Source organism: Streptomyces sp. NRRL B-24572 (assembly GCF_002156145.1).
GTDB classification, from domain to species: Bacteria; Actinomycetota; Actinomycetes; order Streptomycetales; family Streptomycetaceae; genus Streptomyces; species Streptomyces vietnamensis.
Window position 1 is genome coordinate 1 of record NZ_MWIG01000546.1, and the last position, 3499, is coordinate 3499.

Annotated in this window: 4 protein-coding genes; 2 read left to right on the forward strand and 2 right to left on the reverse strand. The window is 71.1% G+C overall.

Annotated features, from left to right (window positions below; all coding sequences use genetic code 11):
* On the reverse strand, nucleotides 1-851 hold an 851-nt coding region (locus CCN56_RS29365), incomplete at its 3' end, for an MFS transporter (protein WP_373412912.1).
* Between the two features lie 380 nt (nucleotides 852-1231).
* Nucleotides 1232-1861 carry a hypothetical protein gene (locus CCN56_RS29370; protein WP_256962224.1) on the reverse strand — a complete coding sequence of 210 codons (630 nt, stop codon included), beginning with the start codon at nucleotides 1859-1861 and terminating at the stop codon, nucleotides 1232-1234.
* A gap of 85 nt (nucleotides 1862-1946) precedes the next feature.
* On the opposite strand from CCN56_RS29370, the gene CCN56_RS29375 reads away from it, so the two are divergent.
* Together CCN56_RS29375 and CCN56_RS29380 are read left to right on the forward strand one after the other, a co-directional pair.
* Nucleotides 1947-3125: a low temperature requirement protein A gene (locus CCN56_RS29375; RefSeq protein ID WP_086830987.1), complete on the forward strand. Its 1179-nt coding sequence runs from the start codon at nucleotides 1947-1949 to the stop codon at nucleotides 3123-3125.
* Between the two features lie 107 nt (nucleotides 3126-3232).
* Nucleotides 3233-3499, forward strand: a 267-nt coding sequence (locus tag CCN56_RS29380) for a helix-turn-helix domain-containing protein (protein ID WP_143664657.1), incomplete at its 3' end; no start/stop codon positions are given.

Here is a 3499-nt window from a genome sequence, read left to right on the forward strand (position 1 = left end):
ACGTCGTCGACGGCCTCGCCCTCGCGGCGGGACGTGTACTTGAAGAGCTGCATGCCGACGGCGGCGGGCCGCTGGACGATGTGGAAGAACTTCCCGAAGGGGATGTAGATCAGGGTGAAGACGACGGACACCATGTGGAGGACCGCGAGGAACTCGTAGCCGCCGCCGTGCAGGAAGATCGACGAGAAGGTCAGCAGCAGGCCGGTCACCGAGATGACGATGAGGGCGAGCAGCGGTACGAGGTCGTAGGCGAAGCGCTGGCCGGTGATGGCGCCCCGGTCCTTCATGCGGCGCCACAGGAAGTAGGAGGCGCCGGCGATGACGAGGACGGCGGCGATGTCGAGGCCGTGGAACATCAGCCAGCCGACGGCGTTGAGCGCGTCGAATCCGATGATCTTGAAGCCCCAGATCCGCATCTCGTAGCCGGGGCCCGAGCCGGTGGCCGAGGTGAAGGTGAACCAGCCCCAGGTGAGCGGGAAGGTGATCGCGGCGGCGAGCAGACAGCCCCAGAAGACGAGCTGGTGGGCGGCCCAGCGGGCGTGCGAGCGGGCGCCGAGGAACTTCTGGAGGCCGAGGTAGGTGGCGATCATCCTCGGCAGGGCGGTGGGCGCCTTGCGGAAGTTCGCAGCGGAGAAGAAGGAGCGCCAGCCCTGCCGGAAGAGGCGGCGGGCACCGGGCGCGGAGATCCAGACCGTGTAGCGGTAGGCGACTCCGAAGGCGAGGAAGACGGTGGCCACGGCGTACGGCAGGAGGGCCGAGTCGAAGTCGCGGAGCAGACGGCTGCCGAGGACGATCGCGAGGATCAGCAGGGCGGAGACGGCGGCGCCGACGAGGGCGGCGCGACGGCGCACGGCGGCGGGCGTCCGGGGCGCAGGGGTCTGGGCCGCAGGGCCGCCGGCCGCCGTGAGGCCGGGCGCGGGGCCCGGGTCGGGGCCGGATGCGGAGGTCGGCTCGGCTGTCTGCGGTGGCTCGGTCACGCGGCCACGGTAAAGCGATATGCCCTGTTCAGTCCTGTTTTGCCCCCTTTAGGAGTGACGCGTCGGCTACCCCGGACACGAGGAGGGAGGTCTTGCGGCGAGTTCCTCATCGCCCACAGAGGCGTCGAATCCTCCACACGGCCGGGAACGGCACCGTTCATCCGACGGCACCTCACCCATCGGGATGACGCCCAAAGGACCGGGCGTGCGGAAAGGCCCCGCCGTGGCGGGGCCTTTCGCGGAGGAGGGGTGGTTCAGCTGGGGGCCTCGGCGCCCTTGCGGGCGTAGAACCACCAGGTCACGGCCATGCAGCTGGCGTAGAAGGCGACGAATCCCCACATCGCGCTGGTCACGGCCACCGAGCCGAAGAGGGCCGGGATGAAGAAGAAGCCGTAGGCGGCGACGGCCGAGGTGAAGCCGGTGACCGCGCCGGACTCCATTTCCGCCTGCTTCAGGGCCCTGGTGTATTCCGGGGTGCCTTCGGTGAGGCCCTTGAGGTGGGCGCCGCGGAAGATGACCGGGATCTGGCGGAAGGTGGAGCCGTTGCCGATTCCGGAGAAGAAGAACGCGGCGAGGAAGCAGAAGAAGAAGCCGTGGAAGGAGCCGCCGTCACCGCCCGAGGGCAGGAAGTCGATCACTCCGACGATCGAGGCGGCCATGCCCACGAACGACAGGATCGTGACCCGGGCACCGCCCCACCTGTCCGCGATCCAGCCGCCGCCCCAGCGGGCCAGGGCGCCCACGGCCGGGCCCATCCAGGCGTACACGGCGACCGAGTAGTCCGGGAACGTGGTCTTGATGAGCATCGGCAGGGCGGCGGCGAAGCCGATGAAGGAGCCGAAGGTGCCGACGTAGGTCCTGCCGGTCCGCGGGTCGTAGGCCACCCTCCGGGCGTGGCATGCGGGCCCGCAGGTGCCCGGAGCGCGCCATGCGAGCGGGCCCGCCGCCCGCTCTGCTGTGCTGGTGCACATGACACAACCGTTCCTGCCCCTCACCGCCCGCTCCCGCGAGGAGTCGCACCGGGTCGCCACGTCCCTGGAGCTCTTCTTCGACCTGTGTTTCGTCGTGGCCGTCGCCCAGGCCGGTGCCGAGCTCGTGCACGCGGTCGCCGAGGGCCACGCGGGCCAGGGCATCCTCGACTACGCGATGGTCTTCTTCGCGATCTGGTGGGCCTGGATGAACTTCTCCTGGTTCGCCTCGGCGTACGACAACGACGACGTCCTCTACCGGGTCATCACCCTCGTCCAGATCGCCGGTGTGCTCGTGCTCGCCGCCGGCGTCTCGCGCGCCTTCGAGGAGCACGACTTCCTCGTCGTCTACCTCGGCTACGTCGTGATGCGGCTCGCCATGGCCTCGCAGTGGCTGCGCGCCGCCCACCACGCCACCGACCCGGCCGAGCGGACGATGTGCCGCCGGTACGCGGGCGGGGTCATCGCCGTCCAGGTCGGCTGGCTCGCACTGGTCCTGGCGCCCGAGCCGGCCCGCCCGTGGGTCTTCCTGGTGATGGCGCTGGCCGAGCTGGCCGTACCGCTGTACGCGGAGAAGGACGCGGGCAGCGCCTGGCATCCGCACCACATCGCCGAACGGTACGGCCTGTTCACGATCATCGTGCTCGGCGAGACCGTCGCCGCCGCGACCGTCGCCGTGAAGACGGGCATCGTCGAGAACGACGCCCTCGGCGAGGTCCTCCCGATCGCCGTGGGCGGTCTGCTGCTCGTCTTCGCCGCCTGGTGGATCTACTTCGTCGTGCCCGCCCACGACCGGCTGACCTCCAGCCGCCAGGCCTTCCTGTGGGGCTACGGCCACTACGTGATCTTCGCGTCGGCCGCCGCCGTCGGGGCCGGCCTGGAGATCGCCGTCGAGCAGGCCGTGGGCAAGGCCCACATCTCCACGCTCGCCGCCTCCGCCGCCGTGACGATCCCCTCGGCCGTGTTCCTGCTGTCGGTGTGGCTGCTGCACGCCCGCTACTTCAAGGTCGGCATCGCCCAGCAACTGGTGCTTCCGGTCTCGTCGTTCGCGATCCTGATGTGCTCGTTCGCGGGCCGCTGGGCGGTCCTGGCGGCCGGGCTCGTCGCGGCGGCTACGGTCGCCGTCGGGGTCACCCTGACCGCCCGCAACCCAGCCACGCGCGCGAGGACGACGACCTGACGGACACCGGGAGGCCGGAGACCGAGACCGGAGACCGGAGGCTGGAGATCGGAGACCGGAGATCGGAGGCTGGAGGAGCCGCCATCCGCCGGGACACAATCCGCCCCATGATGTTCCGCCTCCTCGGACCGCTCGCCATGACCGACGCCACCGGCACCCCGGTGCCCGCCGTCGGCGGCCCCAAGGTCCGCGCCCTGCTCGCCCGGCTCCTCCTCGACGCGGGCCGGACCGTCCCGGTGGAGCGGCTCGTCGACGGCCTGTACGGGGACGAGCCGCCGGCCGGCGCCCAGGGCGCGCTCCAGGCCCAGGTCTCGCGACTGCGCCGGGCCCTTCCCCCGGGCGTGACGGTGGAGTTCACGCCCGCCGGGTACCGG